The sequence below is a fragment of the Hufsiella arboris genome, from assembly GCF_009834875.1.
Taxonomy (GTDB): domain Bacteria; phylum Bacteroidota; class Bacteroidia; order Sphingobacteriales; family Sphingobacteriaceae; genus Hufsiella_A; species Hufsiella_A arboris.
In genome coordinates, this window is the sequence record NZ_WVHT01000006.1 from 270381 (window position 1) to 290185 (window position 19805).

Below are 19805 nucleotides of genomic sequence, written 5' to 3' on the forward strand. Positions count from 1 at the left end.
TCAAACTTAAGAAAGCATTTATGGCCATACAGTCGGTTAATCCGGTAAACGGAAAGATGATTAAAAAGTATTCGTCGCATACCCCGGCCCAGGTGTTAAAAAAAATCGGACAAACCCATAAAGCCTGGCAAAGCTGGAAATTAACAACGTTGCAAGAACGGGCGGCTTGTTTAAAAAACATCTCTTCTGTTCTTTACAAGCAACGTGACGAGCTCGCAAAATTAATGGCGCTTGAAATGGGTAAACCCCTGAAAGCCGGAATCGCCGAAATTGAAAAATGTGCTGTTGCCTGCGACTATTACGCACAGCATTCGGAGGAATTTCTGAAAGATGAATTCATCAAAACCGATGCATCAAAAAGTTTTGCAACTTTCGAACCGCTGGGCGTTGTTTTAGCTATCATGCCCTGGAACTTTCCTTTCTGGCAGGTATTCAGGTTTCTTGCTCCCGCACTAATGGCCGGCAATTGCGGCTTATTGAAACATGCTTCAAATGTACCGGGTTGTGCCTTGGCTATTGAAAACATTATCAATGAAGCTGGCTTGCCAAAATTTGTCTTTCAAACGTTATTGATCAGTGGCGAAGAAGTAGCATCGGTAATCGAAAATCCGATGATTAAAGCAGTTACACTGACCGGAAGCACCGAAGCTGGAATGAAAGTAGCTTCAAAAGCAGCTTCATTGATAAAGAAAACGGTTCTGGAGCTGGGAGGAAGCGATCCATACATTATACTTGAAGATGCTGATCTAGAACTTGCAGCAACAACCTGCGTGGAAAGTCGCCTGATTAACAGCGGACAAAGCTGTATTGCCGCCAAGCGATTTATTCCTGTTAAAGCCATTGAAAAAGAGTTTATTGCACTGTTCAAAGAAAAAATGCTGGCAAAAGTTATGGGTGATCCATTGGAAGAAGGCACAGATATCGGTCCTCAGGCCCGTGCCGACCTGCGTGATCAGCTTCACGAACAAGTTACTAAAAGCATTGAGGCAGGAGCGAAATGTATTATTGGCGGGAAGGTGCCGGCAGGGAAAAATGCCTTCTATCCGCCTACTATCCTCACAAACATAAAAAAAGGGATGCCTGCATTTGATGAGGAACTTTTTGGTCCGGTTGCTTCTATCATTCCAGCAAAAAACGAAGAAGAAGCTATAAAAATCGCTAACGATTCAACATTCGGGCTTGGAGCGGCAGTATTTACCCGGGACTTGAAACGTGGTGAAGGGATTGCAAAGCAGCTGGACGCAGGTTCGTGTTTTATCAATGAGCTGGTTAAATCTGATCCGCGTTTACCTTTCGGCGGCATTAAACAATCCGGCTACGGACGTGAACTGGGTTCGTTTGGAATCAGGGAATTTGTGAATATTAAAACTATTTATGTGAAATAGGCGAAGCTTGTTTGCACAAGGAGGCCGATAACGAACGACGCTGAAAAACTCATCAGGGTACCAATTAATACGTATTCCGTTTTACGCTGAGTGTTGTCTTTATCGCTGAAACGCAAAACCGATTTTGCTGCTATTAAAAACCCGATCGCGGTATACTGATTAATTAAAATAAACGTCAGGATTAAAAAACGCTCGAATAAACCGATCCACATTCCTGCTTGATCGAGTCCTTCCGCGTTTACCTGGGCTTGATTTCGCCATTTTTCAGTCGCCATTCCTATCAGGTAACCAAGCGGCCAGCCGGCAAGAATATAAGCGGCTGCAATCAGTATAAATCTCGGACCAGATATAAATTGAAAAACAGTAGCTAGAACTTGCGCACCGTTATTAAACAGTAAAATCCAGCTTACCAATAATATAAGGAGGTGGAACAGCTGGTCCAGAATGAAAAACTTAACACGAGCCGGTTTATAGCTTTTCCAGATATCAATAGCCAGGTGACTTATCCCGATTAATAAAGGCAGCCACCATGCGCCCCATATTCCTGAAAAAAAATAGGCAACTACCGCAGTCACCACAATGTGTGCATACAGCTTCGGTGATTTATATTTTTTTAAGCTTCTCTCCTTCACCCACGAGGCTGGCTGAAAGACAAAATCGGTTAGCAAATGCGCTAAAATCAGCCGTATTAAAACAAGGACTTCTTGCTGCATCAATTGTAAGATTTCAGGGTATCAATTAAATAATTTATTGTTTGTTCTATACTTTTCCATTTGGACAAGCGAATCCGGTTATTGACAGCCGATTGGCCAATGCCTAATTCTTTGGCTATTTGCTGCTGAGTTTTATTTTCTATAATCTCAAATATAACGGCTGCCTGCCCCGTTGTCCAGCTTTCGATAACCAGATTCATTAAATTGGTGATTACGTCCAATTGGCGATTAAGTTCCGTATTGGCTGTTATGATCTTCAATTTCTCGCCATCCAATGCGTCAAAGCTGCGGCCGGAAAGGTGAAACGCTTCTCCGTCCGAGTCGTGAACCGTTGTGCCAATATAATCAACTGCACCTAAACCTATAGCCATTTTAGCATCTAAAACCGGCTTTTGTTGATCTGGTGAGCTTTTAATAAACCAGCATCTTATTTGAATCATTCGTTTAAGCGCAGTTTCGACATCGCTGAATAGTAGCTGAAAACTATCACCCCTGAATATTTCGGCATAGCCCGGATGTTCCTGCCAGATAGCAAACAGCTTTTTAGTTTGCTCCGTTAGTTTCCGCCGGGATGTATCCTTTAATTTTGTAAAACCTGTTAAATCACCTGTGATTACTATAGACATTATGTGGTGTAGTGTTATACAATTATACATCATTTAATCGATAAAACAAGATAATCTATCAAATAATAGATATATATAAAATATCTACCATATAATAGATAAGTATGTTTACGATAAGCTGACTGTTTCAAGTGATAAGATAGCCCGCGAAACCTTATCTTTGCAGCTTCGATGAGCAAGCACGGAAGAATATTAGTAGCCATGAGTGGCGGTGTTGACAGTTCTGTAGCGTCTGTTATGTTACATGAGCAGGGCTATGAAGTAATAGGCTTGACCATGAAAACATGGGATTATGCATCTGCCGGCGGATCATCCAAAGAAACAGGCTGCTGCAGCCTTGATAGCATTAATGACGCCAGAGCCTTAGCTGTCGGCTACGGATTTCCTCACTATATTCTTGATATCAGGGATGAATTCGGCGATTTTGTAATAGATAATTTCGTTGATGAATATTTGGCGGGACGAACTCCTAACCCATGCGTGTTATGTAACACTCATATAAAATGGGACGCATTGCTAAAACGTGCCGACAAACTTGATTGCGAATTTATCGCCACCGGCCACTATGCAAACATACGGCTGGAAAGTAACGACAGGTACGTTATCTCTAAAGGTCGCGACGAAAACAAGGATCAGTCATACGTATTGTGGGGCGTTTCACAGAAAAATCTTGCCAGGACTAAATTTCCCTTAGGCAGTTTTACAAAGGCTGAAATCAGGCAAATGGCCCTTGATATGGGGCAGCTTGAACTAGCGAATAAAAGTGAAAGCTATGAAATATGCTTTGTTCCAGATAATGATTACCGCTCATTTTTGAGACACAAGGTTGAGAACCTCGACGAAAAAGTAGCAGGTGGAGATTTCGTTTTAACTGATGGTACTATCATCGGCAAACATCAGGGTTATCCATTTTATACTATCGGGCAGCGAAAAGGCTTGGGTATCGCTCTAGGACATCCTGTGTTTGTAACACATATTAATCCGCAAACGAACACGGTTACGTTAGGTACTCATGAAGATTTACAACAAAAAACTGCCTACGTTAAAAACGCTAATCTGGTTAAATATGCGAGTATTACCGAACCGATCGAAGCTGTAACAAAAATCCGCTATAAAGACGCAGGGGCGTTAAGCCATATTGTTGAAGAAAACGGCTTAATTAAGGTTGATTTCCATCATTCGGTAAGCGGAATAGCTCCCGGCCAATCGGCAGTATTTTACGAAGGGAGCGACTTGCTTGGCGGCGGTTTCCTCGCTTAAAAAGCTTCGCCCCTCCTAACAAAAACCAGTTACCGCGGTTACACACAATAAGTGTCAAATTACTTTCAGATTTGGCATTACCTTATTAAATGATTTTATTTGCGCAAAACAGGGTTACTGAATGGCTAAAAATTTACTTATTGTCGAGTCTCCGGCTAAAGCAAAAACAATCGAAGGATATTTAGGAAAAGATTTTTTGGTGAAGTCGAGTTACGGCCATATCCGTGATCTGGTAAAAACCGACGATGCAATTGATACGCAAAATAATTTTGCACAGAAATATGAAGTTCCGGCTGATAAGAAAGCAGTAGTAAGTGAATTAAGAAAACTTGCAAAGGATGCAGAAATGGTATGGCTCGCATCCGATGAGGACCGCGAGGGAGAAGCGATTTCCTGGCACCTGTTTGAAACTCTTTCTTTAAAAGATGACAGTACTAAACGCATAGTTTTTCACGAGATCACTAAACCGGCGATTTTAAAAGCTATCGATAACCCGCGCAAAATCGATTATAATCTTGTAAACGCCCAACAGGCCCGACGTGTGCTCGACAGGTTGGTGGGATTTGAATTGTCGCCGGTTCTGTGGAAAAAGATAAAACCCTCTTTATCAGCGGGTCGCGTACAATCTGTCGCGGTAAGATTGATAGTTGAGCGTGAAAGGGAGATAAATCAGTTTAAAACCAAAGCAGATTATAAGATCTCGGCAATATTCTCAACCGGAAAAGCAAGGGAACTTTTCAAAGCCGAATTGTCTCAGCGATTTAACACACAAGAGGAAGCTCAGACATTTTTAAATGCCTGCATCGATAGTAAATTTCGGGTTAAAAATCTCGAAACTAAACCTTTAAAGCGAAATCCGGCGCCGCCTTTTACCACGTCGACACTACAACAGGAAGCAAGCCGCAAACTTGGTTTCTCTGTTTCAAGAACTATGAGTATTGCCCAAAAGCTCTACGAACACGGGAACATAACTTATATGCGTACCGATTCGGTTAACCTTTCGGAAACGGCATTAGCGGCGGCAGCAGCCGAGATCAACTCTGCATACGGTGAAAAATATCATCAGGCAAGAAAATATAAAACAAAAGCCGCAGGCGCTCAGGAAGCTCACGAAGCCATTCGTCCGACATATTTCGATCAACATACCATAAACGGTGACAATTCTGAAAAAAGGCTTTATGAATTGATCTGGAAACGGGCAATTGCATCTCAAATGAGTGAAGCGCAGTTTGATAAAACAGTTGTTAAAATCGACATATCAAACAGGAACGAAGATTTCATCGCAAATGGCGAGGTAATGAAGTTCGATGGTTTCCTGAAAGTTTATATTGAGTCGACAGACGAAGAGGTTCAGTTAGAAGAAGGTGAAGATAACGCCATTCTACCGCCGCTTTCTATAAATCAGGATCTAATTCCAAATGAAATAACGGCCACGGAGCGCTACAGCCGCCCGCCGGCCCGATACACAGAGGCGAGCCTTGTAAAAAAACTGGAAGAATTAGGTATCGGACGACCGTCAACCTATGCGCCAACGATATCAACCATTCAAAACAGAGGATACGTAATTAAAGACGACCGCGACGGAAAACCGCGGGACTTTAATGTATTACAACTTGTAAATGGCAAAGTAAGCTCAACCGTTAAATCGGAAAATTTTGGCGCTGAAAAAGCGAAGCTGTTCCCTACCGATATCGGCGGTGTTGTAAATGATTTCCTGGTAGACCACTTCAAAGGTATCGTGGATTTCAATTTCACGGCGTCAGTTGAAAAGCAATTTGATGAAATTGCACAAGGCCTTAAAGAATGGACACAAATGATCAAGTCGTTCTATAGCCCATTTCACCAGGAAGTTGAGACGACTTTACAAACTGCCGACCGCGCCACGGGAGAACGCTTATTAGGCCTTGATCCATCTTCCGGAAAAAACGTTTACACCAAAGTGGGAAAATTCGGACCACTGGTTCAAATCGGCGAAGCAGACGATGAAGAAAAGCCACGTTATGCAAGTCTTCTAAAATCGCAGTCGGTATCAACAATAACCCTGGAAGAAGCATTAGAACTATTTAAATTACCGTTCCAACTGGAAGATTACGAGGGAAAAGAGGTATCCATTGGCATCGGACGTTTTGGTCCATACGTAAAATGGGGGGAAGCCTTTATTTCGATTCCCAAAAATGTCGATCCTTTAACTATCGACCAGCAAGCCGCAATTGGATTTATCAATCAGAAAATCGATGCCGATGCGCCGGTTGCCCATTATGAAAGCCTTCCGGTAACGAAAGGAAAAGGACGTTTCGGACCATTCATTAAATGGAACGATTTGTTTATCAATGTTCCAAGAGCGTATAATTTCGACAATCTTTCACAAAAAGATATCGATGAACTTATCGGCAAAAAAGTAGAAAAGGAAGCTAACAGATTTATCCAGAACTGGGAAACTGAAAAGATAGCGATTGAAAACGGCCGCTGGGGACCATTCATTCGATTTGGAAAGCTGATGCTGAAGCTAGGCAAAAATACTTCGACCGGACAGAAATATACACCGGAAGAACTGCAATCAATCAGCCTGGATGAAGTTAAAGCGTTCATTAAGGAACAAGTTCCGAACGCGTTCGAAACCAAGGCTAAAAAAACTGCAAAAAAAGCTGTCGCAAAAAAGAAATAACGGCTTTATTCCATAGCGAACCTTAAAACAAGAGCGAATAAGCTCAGTTAATTACTTATGAAAAAAGATCTTCCGGAAAATATAGTTGAAGACATTTCCGTCGCTGTTGTCCTCGAGAAGGACTCACCGTCCGGCAAAGCATGGAATGTTTATCTGATCAACTATAAGTCGGAGGCTATCAATACAGTCCTGGTAAGTTCAAAAGGTTATGGTACAAAAGATGGCGAAGATGTTAAAACTTCTGTTCTTCGTCATTCAATCGGTGATATTCCGTCTCATCATTACGCGCTGATCGAGGCAATTGACGAACAGGTGTTCGGCCTGACGAACGAATACTGGCTAAGCTATTACATCAACGGAACTATTTTCGATAAAAAATTCATCTTCCTACCCGAAAGCATTGTCGATTCAAACCTGATTCGTATTCCATTAGTAAATAAACCAGGCGTGATGATAGGCTAGTTCACCGCTATCATTATTTCTCATTTTACTTAACAAAAAAACATCAGTTTAAAAACACAGCTTTTAGTTGTTTGTTAAATGCTCGATTTAAGCTTAGATTCGCTCAATTTATCGATTGCATCGCTTAAAAAACATCCAAATCTTTAAAATCATGCACGAATTAGAACCATCAGTTTCAGAAAAAATCAATCAGTGGCTACAAGGAAATTATGATGCCGACACAAAAAAAGCAATTCAGGATCTTGTTGATCAAGGCGCAAATACCGAGCTCACTGACTCATTTTACCGGGATCTGGAGTTTGGAACAGGAGGACTTCGCGGAACGATGGGTCCAGGCTCAAACCGTGTAAATAAATATACCATTGGAACGGCGACTCAGGGTTTAGCAAACTACCTTAAAAGAACATATCCCGGCGAAAAAATTAAAGTTGCCATAGCGCACGATAGCCGCAATAAATCAGATTATTTTGCAAAAATAACGGCTGACGTTTTCTCTGCGAACGATATCTACGTATACTTTTTCAGCGAACTAAGACCAACACCCGAACTTTCATTTGCCATCCGCCAGCTTGGATGTAAAAGCGGCGTGATGATCACCGCATCTCACAATCCGAAGGAATATAACGGCTACAAAGCTTACGGAGCTGATGGCGGCCAGTTTGTTTCGCCTCACGACAAGAATGTAATGGCGGAGGTAAGCGCCATTAAATCAATAGACGACGTGAAGTTTGATAGGGTTGATTCGAACATCGAAACAATCCTGGAAGATATTGACAACTCGTATCTGGAAAAAATCAAGGCGTTATCAGTGTCACCGGATGCAATAAAACGCCAAAGCGACCTGAAAATAGTTTATTCCCCTATTCATGGAACTGGTATTACCCTAGTTCCAAAAGCTCTCGCTCAGCTTGGATTTACCAACGTAACACTGGTTGAAGAACAAACAACTCCAGATGGCAATTTCCCTACCGTAGTTTATCCAAACCCGGAAGAGAAGGAAGCTTTAACACTTGCTCTTAAAAAAGCCAAAGAAATCGATGCCGACCTTGTGCTGGCAACTGATCCTGATGCCGACCGTGTAGGTATCGCAGTCAAAAACACAGAAGGCGAATTCGTTTTACTCAACGGTAATCAAACAGGAACGCTCCTGATTAATTATATGCTGACTGCATGGGAAAAAGCAGGAAAGCTTACAGGGAAAGAGTACATCGTTAAAACGATCGTGACATCATATCTGATTGACAAAATTGCTGAATCTAAAAATGTGACTTGCTATAATACGCTGACAGGCTTTAAATACATCGGGGAACTGATGACTAAATTTCAGGGCGAAAAGACGTTTATAGCTGGCGGAGAAGAGAGTTATGGCTACCTTGTCGGTGAACTGGTGAGAGATAAAGATGCAATCGTGTCAAGCGCTTTTATTTCGGAGATGACCGCATATTATAAAGATCAGGGTAGCAGTTTGTTCAGCGCTTTACTTAACATGTATCGCGAATACGGTTTTTACAAGGAAAAACTGGTATCGATAACTAAAAAGGGAAAATCAGGTGCTGAAGAGATTCTGGCTTTGATGGATAAATTTCGGAATAATCCTCCGGCAACACTGGGCGGATCTAAAGTGACTAAGCTAAAAGATTACGAACTACGAAAAGAAACGGATATCGCCAGCGGCTCGATCTCAGAAATCGAATTGCCAAAATCAGATGTACTGCAATTTATAACAGAAGACGGAAGTATAATCAGCGCTCGCCCGTCAGGTACCGAGCCTAAAATCAAATTTTACTGCAGTGTAAACGGTAAACTTGATGATGTTACAAAATTCCACGCCGCAGATGCAGAAATGGAAAGTAAAATCACTTCGATTATGAACGATCTGGGTGTTTAAGCTTTTGGAAATATCAGTTACCGGCTTAAAACCAGTAACTGAATCTAAAAAAGGAGCAATATTAATTGCTCCTTTTTTTATAAAATACTCTTTTCTTGTTCTTATGGCCGGAAGTTGGTGAATTTTTATGATTCGATTTCGGCTTTTCGAGTTCCTTGGAGGTAATATTTCCAAATTTTGCCTGCCACTGGTGTTCTCCGGAATCAATAGTTTTGGCAATCAATTTTTGGATGTCCTTTAAAAACAGTCGTTCTTCGTCATCGCAGAATGATAAAGCGATTCCATCCGCCCCTGCTCTGCCGGTACGGCCTATACGGTGTACATAAGTTTCAGGAACATTCGGCAACTCATAATTAATTACGTGAGTTAAGTCGTCGATATCAATTCCCCTTGCAGCGATATCAGTCGCTACCAGAACTCTTGTGTCCTTGGATTTGAAATTCGTTAAGGCTCGCTGACGAGCGTTTTGAGATTTATTGCCGTGAATAGCTTCGGCTGTGATGTTTGCTCTTACAAGATCCTTAACCACTTTATCTGCCCCATGCTTTGTCCGGGTGAACACCAGCAAAGTTTGAATGGCGTTATCTTTCAAGATATCAATGAGCAGGTGTTTCTTATTTTGCTTCTCTACAAAATAAACTAGCTGTTGGATTTTCTCGGCAGTTGAAGATACGGGAGTCACCTCAACCTTAACAGGATCTGTTAATATCGTATTTGCAAGTTTCTGAATTTCAGTTGGCATCGTGGCCGAGAAAAACAGCGTTTGCCGCTGATGCGGTATTTTAGCGATAACCTTTTTTACGTCGTGGATAAAGCCCATATCCAGCATGCGGTCTGCTTCATCCAAAACAAAAATCTGAAGATGCTTTAGATCGATGAAACCCTGACCCATGAGGTCTAAAAGTCGGCCGGGAGTAGCGACAAGAATGTCGATTCCTTTTTTTAAAGCGTTTGTCTGCGCTAATTGAGAAACCCCGCCAAATATAACGGTATGTTTCAGGTCGGTATATTTTCCGTACGCTTCAATGCTTTCGCCAATCTGGATGGCAAGCTCGCGAGTCGGCGTCAGAATCAAACTATGTATAACACGGTGATTTTTTGGCTGGTATTTCGTTTTTGAAAGCAACTGCAGAATCGGAACAGAAAACGCTGCTGTTTTTCCGGTACCGGTTTGGGCACAGCCCAGTAAGTCTCTGCCTTGTAATACCACCGGAATTGCTTGCTGTTGTATCGGGGTGGGAACTTCGTATCCCTCTGATTTAAGAGCTTTTAAGATCGGCTCTATAAGTTGTAAATTGTCAAATGTCATTTATGAATACTAAAGAACGCTTGTTATTACAGCGTTCCAATTTAAGCTGCAAAGGTAACTTTAAAAAAGCGTTTAAAAATCATCCTTATAACATCATTTATACCGGCGCAAATTGCGATAACCAATAGCTAACTATATCTTTGGAAAATCGAACGGACTTACATGAAATATTTCGGCGCACTTATCATTTCACTTACTGCATTTATATCCTGCACACAACCGGAAAAAAAACTTCCGATATTAGGTAATCGCGAACCAGTAGAAAAAACTGTTGACGGAAAAGTAGTGGTCGATACAGTTTACCAAACAATCCCATCATTCAATTTTATTAACCAGGATAGCGTTCAGGTAAGCGATAAAAATTTTGCCGGAAAGGTTTATGTAGCCGATTTCTTTTTTACCTCGTGCACCAGTATTTGCCCGATAATGCATCGGAACATGCTGAAGGTTTACAACCAATATAAAAGTAATCCGGAAGTAAAACTTCTTTCACATAGCATCGATTCAAAATACGACACACCTTCCCAGCTAAAAAAATATGCTGACAAACTTGGCGTGAAGGGCGATATGTGGGAATTTGTAAACGGGCCTCATGACGCAATTTATGGTATCGCTGAAAAAAGCTACCTGGTTTCCGTTGCAGCCGACAGTAAGGATCCTGCAAATTTCATTCACCAGGGTTGGTTTGTTTTAGTTGATAAAGACAAGAGGCTCCGTGGTGCTTATGATGGCACTGATCCTAAACAGGTTGATCAGTTGACCAGCGACATTCAGACATTGCTGGACGAGTATCATACAAGATGAAAAAAATTGTTTCAGCGAGTGTATTTCTGTTGTTGATCTTCCTTTATGCCTGTCAAAGCGACAAGGAAATAGAGCAGCAGCGGTACTTTGTTAACGGAAAAAGTATTTTCGAACAGCATTGCCAGAACTGCCACGGTGCGAACGGCGAAGGGCTTGGCGAACTTTATCCCCCGCTTACTGATACCGTTTTTATGAGATCCAATAAAAGCAAAATTGCCTGCATCATAAAAAACGGCTCCAATACCGCGTTGATGGTTCACAACAAGAAATATGAAGGTAAAATGCCGGCTGAATCCGATCTTTCCGACATTGAAATAGCGGAAATCGTAAATTATATAACCAATTCATTCGGCAATAAACTTGGCGATTATGATGTAAATAACGCCGCGGCAGATTTGAAGAATTGTCAATAAAATGAAAAACGTATCTTTGCCGGGCAAGCCGTTCTATCGCTTCAATTAATTTTGAAGAGGAAAGTCCGGGCAACACAGAGCATCCTGCTTCCTAACGGGAAGGATCCTGGTTAACAGGAGACGGAAAGTGCCACAGAAAATAAACTACTGCTGATTTCTGATCGGCAGAAAAGGTGAAAACGTGAGGTAAGAGCTCACGGCTTTGAATGGCGACATTCATCGCGGTAAACCCCAGGAGTTGAAAGACCAAATAAACCCCGGTTACGGAGCTGCTCGTTCCTAATACTTGTATTACCGGGAAGGGTAGGTCGTTTGAGCGTATCAGCAATGATACGCCTAGATAAATGATAGAAGCCCCCGATTTATCGTGGGAACAGAACCCGGCTTACAGGCTTGCATTTTTTACTTTTCCTCAAAACAATCACCAAACAAATTCGTTAAATGTCCAGTAAAAAGAACACTTTTACGAATAACCTCGCAAAAAGACTTTATGACAAAAATCCTCATCATTGACGATGAACGTGCCATTCGCAATACTTTAAGAGAAATTTTAGAATACGAAGATTACCTGGTTGAAGATGTCGATAACGGTATCGACGGGCTGGACCTTATACGTAAAAACGACTATAACCTTATCCTTTGCGACATAAAAATGAACCGCATGGATGGTATGGAAGTCCTGACTGAGGGCCTTGCAATAAAACCTGATCTGCCTTTCATCATGATCTCCGGGCACGGAAACATTGAAACTGCCGTTGAGGCCAGCAAAAAAGGAGCGTTCGATTTCATTTCCAAACCACCGGATCTGAATAGATTGTTAATCACGGTACGCAATGCACTTGAACGTGGAAGTTTAGTTACCGAAACGAAGGTTTTAAAAAGAAAAACCAGCAAAACGCGGGAAATTCTTGGTGACTCGCCGGCAATAGGAAAGATTAAAGAAACGATCGAACGGGTTGCTCCTACCGATGCACGTGTATTAATCACCGGTGCCAACGGAAGTGGAAAAGAATTAGTTGCAAGGTGGCTACATGAAAAATCAAACCGGGCGAGCGGTTCGCTTATAGAAGTAAATTGCGCCGCAATACCTTCCGAATTAATTGAAAGTGAACTTTTCGGTCACGAAAAAGGGTCTTTTACTTCCGCGATGAAACAGCGCATAGGGAAATTTGAGCAGGCCAACGGTGGAACGCTTTTTCTTGACGAGATCGGTGATATGAGCCTTTCAGCCCAGGCAAAGGTTTTGCGCGCTTTGCAGGAAAACAAAATAACGCGTGTCGGGGGCGAAAAGGAAATTGAGGTGAACGTACGTGTTGTCGCAGCGACAAATAAAGATCTGCTTAAAGAAATTGAAAGCGGAAACTTCCGAATGGACCTTTACCATCGCTTGAGCGTTATCCTTATTCATGTCCCTTCTCTGATTGAACGGAAAGATGATATCACCATCATTGCTCAAAGCTTTTGCGAGGAAATCTGTAACGATTATGGCATCCCTACAAAAAAGTTTACTGTTGGCGCAATTGAAGCTCTTAAATCGTTGCCGTGGACAGGTAATATCCGTGAACTGCGAAACATGGTTGAAAGGTTGATTATTCTAAGTGATAAAACCATCACCGAAAATGATGTTAGTACTTTTGCCAATCCGTCGGGCCCGGTTACTGCAACACCGGCCGCTACAATCGGCGCTCCGGTTCAAAACAACTACGATAGTTTCGCAAATTTTCAGGAGTATAAAGATTATGCTGAGCGCGAATTTATCAAGTATAAGCTGGAAAAAAACAATTGGAACGTATCTAAAACGGCCGACGATATTGATATTCAGCGAAGTCACTTGTACAGCAAAATTGAAAAATACGGCCTGAAGCGGACCACCGAATAGACGTAAAAGACCAGGGCTGATAGTTTTTTCTATCGGCCCTTTTTATTGGTGATACTCAGACTGTCTCAACAGCAGCGCACGGTATTTTGAGAATATCGCTGACTTGGACACAAAACCGATATACTTATTATCATAATCAACAACCGGAAGCATCCAAACATCTTCTCGCTCCATCATTGACATGACCTTGCTCATATCGTCATTGATATTGAGCACATCGATTGGCGGCTGTGCTAATTTTTCGACTGTAATGTTTTTCTTCTCATCAAACATCGTCTCAAAAAGTTGCTCGCTGTAAACTATCGAAACAAGAACGCCATCATTGTCGATTACCGGAAATACATTTCGTTTAGATTGAATTATGTCACTCTTCCTGGTCTCCGGCGTATCGTTTAAATGAAGAACAACAAAGTTTTTATCAACGAGATATTTGAGTTTCATCATTTGCAAAACGGTTTTATCCTTGTCTTCATGGGATAGAAGTTCACCTTTTTCCGCAAGCGCTTTTGTGTAAATACTGTATTTCTGGTTGGCTTTACTGATAAAATAGCTGATTGACGATACAACCATTAACGGAACCATTAACTCATAACCACCGGTGATCTCAGCGATAAGAAAAATGCCGGTCAAAGGAGCGTGCATAATTCCGCTTAAAGCGCCGGCCATCCCGGCGACGATGAAATTTGGTACGCTCAGATGAAACAATCCGGTTAAATTAAACCCATAGGAAAAAACAAAACCCAACAGGCCTCCCATAACCAGGCTAGGCCCGAAAACACCTCCGTTACCGCCGGCGCTTAACGTAACCAGCGAGGCAAGCGCCTTTCCGAAAGCGGTTAAAAGAGCAAATGTCACAACGAAAATGGCACTGTCCGAATACGCTGAAAACTGGCTTGACCTGACAATAGATGTATAATTTCCGGCAAGGAGCTCTTTTATCGTGATATACCCCTCGCCATATAATGCCGGAAAAATAAACACAAGCAGGCCAAGCGTCATTCCACCAATAACAATCTTGTAATACGGGTTATGGATTTTCTTAAAGCTGCCTTTAATGAGGTGTGTGATCCTGGTAAAGAAAATTGAAAAAAAGCCTAAAACCACCGCAAAGACCAGGTAAAATAAAACGGCGTTTAGCTTCCATCCTTCGGTGATCAGGTAAAACAATTGCTCATTAAAAATAAGTTTCCCTATCACAGATGCAGTGGCAGCGGATAACAACAACGGAATAAACGCAGGAATGGAAAATTCAGGAAGTAAAATTTCAATAGCGAAAACCACGCCTGCAACAGGGCTGTTAAAAGCCCCGGCAATAGCAGCCGCAGCCCCGCATGCCAGCAGCATAGTTGTTTCGCGATAATTTAAGCCGAAAAAACGACCAATATTTGATCCGATGGCCGATCCGCTGTAAACAACTGGCGCCTCCAAACCTGTTGAACCGCCAAAGCCAACAGTGACTGCACTTGTTATTAGCTGAGAATAAATATTATGCAGATCAATTCGACTGGATTGCTTCGAAATGCTATAAAGAATTGGTGTCAAACCTGATTCGAACTTGCTTTTTTTAATAAATTGACGAACGTAGGTAACGGCCAGCAACATACCGATTGACGGGAACAAAAGATAGACGATAAATTTATATTTCCACTGCACATCTTCCTGCAGAAACTGCTCGATGTGGTGTGTCATAACTTTTAGAACTCCCGCCGCTGCTCCGGCGAAAACACCTACAATCAACGCGGCGATGATCATAAAGGTGGTATTGGACATTTTTCTTCGCCGGTAGCTGTTTGCTTCGTTCAAAAAGGCTTTTAACCGTTCTGTCATGCAGGATGTGTTAATTTGATTCAAGAATGCTTAATTGCAGCAATATCTGGTCTTTCGTTATTGGATATGTAACACCGAGTCGTATTGCGTTATGCACAGCCTCAAATAACTGTTTGTAATCCCCTTTCGGTGGTTCAAGGTTCGATCTAATGCGTTCTCCATCTTCTCCTATGGTCGTTAAAATTCCCTTGTCTCCATCGACGCCGTAATTATTGTCAAAGGGAGAAATTTCCTTATCGAGCTGCGCTTCCTGAACATCACTGCGATGTTTACTAAAAGAACCAGTTGTTCCATGGGCCACAAACGATGGTAACGGATCAGCGGTCAGCAAACTCGCTGTAACAAAAACATTAATTTGATTAGGATATTGAAGAACAATCGAAAGGTAATCGTCTACCTGAGAATTTGGCCGGTAAACACCCTTTGTTTTTTTGAAGGAAAGCGGTTCTCCAAAAACGCTTATTACCTGGTCGAGTAAATGCGGACCAAGGTCATACGTAATTCCGCTGGCAGGCATTGGAGTTTCCTTAAAAGCCTTCGGCCCGATCTGCATTTTGTAACGATCAAAGCGAAAATGAACTTCAATTAAATTTCCAAGCTGCCCGCCGGTTATCATTTCCTTAAACAGCAAGAAATCAGAATCCCAGCGTCGATTTTGATAAACCATGATCTTACAGCCGTTGCCTTCAGCAATAGTAAATAACTCGAGGGCCTGGGATTTTGTAGCCGTAAACGGTTTTTCAACCAGCACATGCTTTCCTTTTTCCAGCGCTGCTTTTGCAAACTCGTAATGTGTGTAGTTGGGAGTATTTACAATAACAAGTTCGACGGTTTTATCCGACAATAATTCTTCTACGGATTCATAGCTGATGATTTCCGGATACCTGAGATGAGCTTTTTTGGTAGTACGTTCTGTGACCGCATGAAGCTTAAAGCCAAGACGTTCGTCGATGAAAGGTGCATGAAATAACCTTCCTGACATTCCATACGAAAGAATGCCCGTTATTATAGGAGTCTGCATATCGCAAATATACGGTCATAAAAAAGGGGATGCAATTTGCGTCCCCAATATCATCGTATTATTACTTGAATTATTTTAAAGAGCCGGAAATCGCTTTGGCGGAATCAAGATGCGTTTGTACAACCGGAAGTGTTTTGGCTGCAAAAGCTTTTACATCAGCATCACGGTTTTGCGTGCCTTTATTAAGTAAATCCACTACGTCCTGGTGCCCCTTTACCATCATCTCAATGTATTGCTTGTCAAAGTCTGCGCCTTTCATTTTTTCGAGCATGTCAATATGTGATTTGTGCTCTGCGTCAACAGTTGTTGGCAACTGAACCTCTTTATTTTTTGCCAGAGCCCCTAACTCATTTGCAGCTTTAGTATGATCAGCAACCATCATAGCACCGAAGTTTTTCACACGACTGCTTTTTCCATTTTCCTGGGCATATTTCCCAAGTTCTATTTCGGTCATACCGGCAACCGCTACTTTATCCATGAAAGTTTTCGAGTCGCCTTCCACATCAGTTTCCTGAGTCACTTGCCCGCTATTATCAAGACTATCATGTGTTGGATCTGATGCCGCAGTATCCTCCAGCGATCCTTTGTCGCCAGACTTACCGCCATTACAAGCCTGCATCAGCCCTACAGAGGCAGCAAGCAATACTATTAAAGTAATTTTTTTCATTTTAGATGTTTTATAGTTAGATACTGAGTAAACAAGGAAGCACTTGTTATGTTTTTACTGGCAAATTGAACTAAAGCGGATTTACTATAAAAGCAAATAGGCACAAGTATTTTGTACTTGTGCCTATCCATTCAGATAAGTACTATTAAGCCAGGTTCCTGCCCGCGTTAACAATTCCGTAAACAGACCGAATTACAAGTTTATCATAAATCGCGTTCTGTTCTTCGGTCATTTTACCCGATTGAAGTTGCTGGAGGGCGTAATGCTGGATAATAACCAACGGCAATACAATGCGCTCACGAATACCGATAGAACGGCGTTCTACTGGATACTTCTCCATTAAAACCGTCGTTTCGCTTAAGTCGAGTATCATTTTTTCGGTAAGCTCAAATTCATCTTTCAGCTTATGCCAGAAGGCGCCAAAAGTTTCATTATCCTGCAGATAGGCTGTGATCCGGAAATCCGACTTTGACATCGACATCATGCAGTTGTCGATGATAGTTTTAAACTGCCCCGAAGTGCGATAAAGACTTTTCACCTCGTCCCACTGCCCTGCCTCTTTTATGTCTTTCAACGCTGTACCAACCCCGTAAAAGCCCGGTATATTTTGTTTAAGCTGACTCCAGGCTGTAACGAAACTAATAGCCCTTAAATCTTCCAGTTTAAGTTCAGAACCAGAGTTGCGCTTCATCGGTCTGCTGCTGATATTGATCTGCGATAATAATTTTAGCGGGCTAAGACTTTCCAAATATTTAATGAACAACGGATCTTCCCGTAGTTCGACAAATGAGTGATGGCTGTCGACCGCCATTTTTTCGAATAGCTCTTTCTGATCAGGCGACATGGTGTCTTTTTCTGACTTCTCTACAGCAGAGATAATGCCCGCGCTAATCAACTGTGAGATGTTAAAATAGGCCGTATCAAACGATCCGTATTGACTGCTGATTGTCTGCCCCTGAATAGTTAATTGAATATGTTCATTCGCAATTTCTTTACCCATACTCGCGTAAAAACGCTGGGTTTTACCTCCACCACGCGCAGGCGGGCCGCCTCTCCCATCAAAGAAAGTTAGCTGAATATTATGGTTGCGCGCCATTTCCGTTAGTTCAATCTTTGCCTTATAGATCGACCAGTTTGCCATCAGGTAGCCGCCGTCCTTCGTACTATCCGAAAAGCCGAGCATAATGGTTTGCCTATTTTCGCGGGAGGCTAGATGCGCTTTATAGAACGGATTAGTATATAATTTCCGCATTACCTCAGCCGCAACAGACAAATCCTGAACGGTTTCAAACAAAGGAACAAAGTCGATAGTCAATTCATTTTTCTTCCAGCCCGACCATAAAAATAAGTTGATAAGCTGTAAGATATCGGATGCCTGCTGGCAGTTACTAATTATAAACCGATGCGAAGCCTTTTCGCCTCCCGATTGCTGCATCGACTTCATGAGCCGGATAGTCTCAATCGTATCCTTTATAAGCGGATCATCACCTTCGGAAGTCTTGTAATCATTTTCTGTAAAAGCGAGTTTCTCTAGTTTTTCCTCTTCAGTCAATTCATCATATCCGGATGAAAAATCATCAACCAGGCCAAGCTTCTCTCTAAGATGCTGATGTGTCTTACGTAAAATGCGGCTGTCCTGCCTGACGTCGAGGGAGGCGAAGTAACAGCCGTACAATTGAACCTTCCGGATCATGTCATCCACGATTTCAACAAACAGGCCGTCATGATCCCAGTGCAAAACCTGCTTAACAGCATTCAGATTATCCAGGATTTCGCTTTGTAGATTAGTTGGACTTTCGACATCAGTAAAACTGTTTATATAAAACAAATCATAAAGCCGGTTCATGTATGATTCTACTCCGCGGAATGTTATACGACGTTTTAAGACTCTAAAATCGCGGTAGTAACATCTGAATAAAACTTTACGAAGCATTTCGGAAACTTCTTTGGTGCTTTCAGTTGTAACATTTGGATTTCCGTCCCTGTCTCCACCCGGCCAGAAACCTAATTCAAGCAACTGATGACGGCTTAAAGCAGGCGAATCAAACTCATTTTCTATCTGCGACTGTATTGTTGCCGATACCTGATAAAATACATTTTCCAGGAACCAGGCCAGGCTGCGAGCTTCGTCGACAGGAGTCGGTTTATCTTTATTAAAAAATGGGGTTTTCCCAAGCTGCTGCAATAACTCATTAACCAGCGTAATATCATCGTGCTTTACGGCCTCTGTCAAATCGGTGATGATTGACAATACCGGACCGGGATAGAATTGCGTGGGATGGGCCGTTAAAACCAACCTGAGTGACAAATCGTCAAGTTTCTGCAAAACGGTTTCCTTAAAATCCGGATTGGATGATATCTGCCGCAGTAATACTTCGAGGGAACCTGCGTCTTCAGAACGGCTTGTCTTATTAAAAGCGGAATCCTCAACAGCATCAAATAAAACGACCTGCCTTTCAATATATCGTATTATTCGGAACAGTAAATCGAAACGATCGGCCTCCTGAACATATTGCTCATATTGGCCAAAAAAGCTTTCAATAATATCAACAGGCGTCATTTGTTGCTTAACACCTTCTTCGCAATGTGAGCTGAAAAAAGGAAGCAGAATACCGGTGTGCTTTACCTGGTAAAAGGGCAAGGTTAAAAAAAGACTGTTATAAAGCTCGAAGCGCGTTACAACTTCACTGTTAAAATTTGTTTCTTTCTGGCTTAGTTTCATTGATTTTATTTCACTGCGGTGGTAATCGCGAGAGCAAAAATAACAGGATAAATTAGCTGCGAAAATTATGTACGAAAAAACAAGTATCCTTTGGATCCGTGATTTATTAAAGATAGATAATTTTTAATTCTTTATTAATTGCAATACTTTCTTTCGAATTGAAA

General features: G+C 41.9%; 15 protein-coding genes and 1 other RNA gene. 9 read left to right on the forward strand and 7 right to left on the reverse strand.

Annotation, left to right across the window (positions count from 1 at the left end; all coding sequences use genetic code 11):
* Positions 1 to 20 precede the first annotated feature (20 nt).
* Complete coding sequence (locus tag GS399_RS14300) at positions 21 to 1385, forward strand: NAD-dependent succinate-semialdehyde dehydrogenase (RefSeq protein WP_160845321.1); 1365 nt, start codon at positions 21 to 23, stop codon at positions 1383 to 1385.
* Here GS399_RS14300 and GS399_RS14305 read toward each other — a convergent pair.
* Both GS399_RS14305 and GS399_RS14310 read right to left on the reverse strand, forming a co-directional pair.
* Positions 1373 to 2098 carry a DUF3307 domain-containing protein gene (locus tag GS399_RS14305; protein ID WP_160845322.1) on the reverse strand — a complete coding sequence of 242 codons (726 nt, stop codon included), beginning with the start codon at positions 2096 to 2098 and terminating at the stop codon, positions 1373 to 1375. The two genes, GS399_RS14300 and GS399_RS14305, sit on opposite strands and share 13 nt — an antisense overlap.
* Positions 2098 to 2724 carry a hypothetical protein gene (locus GS399_RS14310; RefSeq protein ID WP_160845323.1) on the reverse strand — a complete coding sequence of 209 codons (627 nt, stop codon included), beginning with the start codon at positions 2722 to 2724 and terminating at the stop codon, positions 2098 to 2100. The genes GS399_RS14305 and GS399_RS14310 overlap by 1 nt, the downstream gene beginning before the upstream one ends.
* 171 nt (positions 2725 to 2895) lie before the next feature.
* On the opposite strand from GS399_RS14310, the gene mnmA reads away from it, so the two are divergent.
* From mnmA to GS399_RS14330, 4 genes are all read left to right on the forward strand, one after another.
* A complete protein-coding gene (mnmA, locus tag GS399_RS14315; RefSeq protein WP_160845324.1) occupies positions 2896 to 3984 on the forward strand; it encodes a tRNA 2-thiouridine(34) synthase MnmA in 1089 nt (362 codons plus the stop codon).
* Between the two features lie 121 nt (positions 3985 to 4105).
* On the forward strand, positions 4106 to 6649 hold the full coding sequence (topA, locus tag GS399_RS14320) for a type I DNA topoisomerase (RefSeq protein ID WP_160845325.1): 2544 nt from the start codon (positions 4106 to 4108) through the stop codon (positions 6647 to 6649).
* Positions 6650 to 6706: 57 nt separating this feature from the next.
* A complete protein-coding gene (locus GS399_RS14325; protein ID WP_160845326.1) occupies positions 6707 to 7111 on the forward strand; it encodes a hypothetical protein in 405 nt (134 codons plus the stop codon).
* A 151-nt stretch (positions 7112 to 7262) separates the two neighbouring features.
* Positions 7263 to 8999, forward strand: coding sequence for a phospho-sugar mutase (locus GS399_RS14330; RefSeq protein ID WP_160845327.1), 1737 nt, complete (start codon positions 7263 to 7265; stop codon positions 8997 to 8999).
* A 61-nt stretch (positions 9000 to 9060) separates the two neighbouring features.
* On the opposite strand, the gene GS399_RS14335 is transcribed toward GS399_RS14330, so the two are convergent.
* Entirely contained in the window at positions 9061 to 10308 is a 1248-nt protein-coding gene (locus GS399_RS14335) for a DEAD/DEAH box helicase (protein ID WP_160845328.1), read from the reverse strand.
* Between the two features lie 162 nt (positions 10309 to 10470).
* Here GS399_RS14335 and GS399_RS14340 point away from each other — a divergent pair, with 162 nt between their 5' ends.
* The 4 genes from GS399_RS14340 to GS399_RS14355 all read left to right on the forward strand — a co-directional run bounded on the left by GS399_RS14340 (position 10471) and on the right by GS399_RS14355 (position 13404).
* Positions 10471 to 11112 (forward strand): SCO family protein, encoded by a 642-nt coding sequence (locus GS399_RS14340; protein ID WP_160845329.1) that lies wholly within the window; start codon positions 10471 to 10473, stop codon positions 11110 to 11112.
* A complete protein-coding gene (locus GS399_RS14345) occupies positions 11109 to 11525 on the forward strand; it encodes a c-type cytochrome (protein WP_160845330.1) in 417 nt (138 codons plus the stop codon). Before GS399_RS14340 ends, GS399_RS14345 begins: the two co-directional genes overlap by 4 nt.
* Before the next feature lie 20 nt (positions 11526 to 11545).
* An RNA gene (rnpB, locus tag GS399_RS14350) (RNase P RNA component class A) lies at positions 11546 to 11929 on the forward strand.
* An 86-nt stretch (positions 11930 to 12015) separates the two neighbouring features.
* Positions 12016 to 13404 carry a sigma-54-dependent transcriptional regulator gene (locus tag GS399_RS14355; RefSeq protein WP_160845331.1) on the forward strand — a complete coding sequence of 463 codons (1389 nt, stop codon included), beginning with the start codon at positions 12016 to 12018 and terminating at the stop codon, positions 13402 to 13404.
* A 42-nt stretch (positions 13405 to 13446) separates the two neighbouring features.
* Here the strand turns inward: GS399_RS14355 and GS399_RS14360 are convergent, their stop codons facing one another.
* The 4 genes from GS399_RS14360 to GS399_RS14375 all read right to left on the reverse strand — a co-directional run bounded on the left by GS399_RS14360 (position 13447) and on the right by GS399_RS14375 (position 19641).
* Positions 13447 to 15231: a chloride channel protein gene (locus GS399_RS14360; protein WP_160845332.1), complete on the reverse strand. Its 1785-nt coding sequence runs from the start codon at positions 15229 to 15231 to the stop codon at positions 13447 to 13449.
* Between the two features lie 10 nt (positions 15232 to 15241).
* Positions 15242 to 16252, reverse strand: a complete 1011-nt coding sequence (locus tag GS399_RS14365) for a Gfo/Idh/MocA family oxidoreductase (RefSeq protein WP_160845333.1) — start codon at positions 16250 to 16252, stop codon at positions 15242 to 15244.
* A 70-nt stretch (positions 16253 to 16322) separates the two neighbouring features.
* On the reverse strand, positions 16323 to 16919 hold the full coding sequence (locus tag GS399_RS14370; protein ID WP_160845334.1) for a DUF4142 domain-containing protein: 597 nt from the start codon (positions 16917 to 16919) through the stop codon (positions 16323 to 16325).
* A 145-nt stretch (positions 16920 to 17064) separates the two neighbouring features.
* Positions 17065 to 19641 (reverse strand): phosphoenolpyruvate carboxylase, encoded by a 2577-nt coding sequence (locus tag GS399_RS14375; protein WP_160845335.1) that lies wholly within the window; start codon positions 19639 to 19641, stop codon positions 17065 to 17067.
* Between the last annotated feature and the right edge of the window lie 164 nt (positions 19642 to 19805).